This window comes from Kocuria sp. ZOR0020 (assembly GCF_000800955.1).
Classification (GTDB): domain Bacteria; phylum Actinomycetota; class Actinomycetes; order Actinomycetales; family Micrococcaceae; genus Kocuria; species Kocuria subflava.
The window spans coordinates 1-875 of the sequence record NZ_JROX01000428.1; the positions used below are offsets into that span (position 1 = coordinate 1).

General features: G+C 68.2%; 1 protein-coding gene. It reads right to left on the reverse strand.

Annotation, left to right across the window (positions count from 1 at the left end):
- Positions 1–875 (reverse strand): WYL domain-containing protein (locus L979_RS14070; protein WP_156125626.1); only part of this gene is annotated, 875 nt, incomplete at both ends.

Here is an 875-nt window from a genome sequence, read left to right on the forward strand (position 1 = left end):
CACCGCCACGGCGGAGCGGATGCGGTCCAGGCGGAAGTCCCGGAAGTCCTGGGCGCGGGCGCACCAGGCCAGGACGTACCAGTGGGAGTTGGCCGAGACCAGACGCAGGGGGTCGATCTCCCGCTGCGTGACTTCATCCCGGGAGGCCACGATGTAGCTGATGGACAACCGCTGCTTGGCGTCGATCGCGTGGCGGACGGTAGCCGCCACGGCCGAGGAGTCCTCGTGATCGGTCACGGGCGCCTGGGCCTCTTGGGCTGCCACGGCCAGAGCCACAAAGGTCTCATCCGGGCGGGCACCCACGGCTTCGGCCACCGCGGCAGGTTCACCGGCGGCCTCCGCCACTTTGCGCAGGGCGGATTCAATGGCAGGCGTGTGTTCCCCGGGAAGGGAGCGCAGAGTTTGCAGCCCCACCAGCAGGGCAGAGGCTTCTGGCTGGGTCAGGCGGACGGGTGAGGAGATCTCATCGGCATTGCCCACTGTGACTGTGCCTTCATCCCAGGACGCCTCAATCAGCTGGTCCGGGGTGTGTCCAGGGCGGCCGCAGACGAACAACGTGGTCAGATCCTCCACCACCTGTTCTGTGGAGGCCTCAACGTGTGCGGCGACGTCGTCCAGGGCAACGCCCTGATGACCGTAGACGTAGCGCACGATCTCCAACATGCGCGCCAGGCGATCGGCGCTGGAGTTGGAGGAACGCCGGGGCTTGCGGGAGGTCTTGGACCAGTCCACCTTCACACCACCCACGCGCTGCTGAAAGGCCGCTGCAGCCTCCAGACGCCGCAGGACGCTGTCCCGGACGCGCTGCTGCAAGGTGGCGGCCTCCGTGGCCTGGCCGGCACCGGCTGGTTCTGGCGCTACGGCAGGGTCTGGCT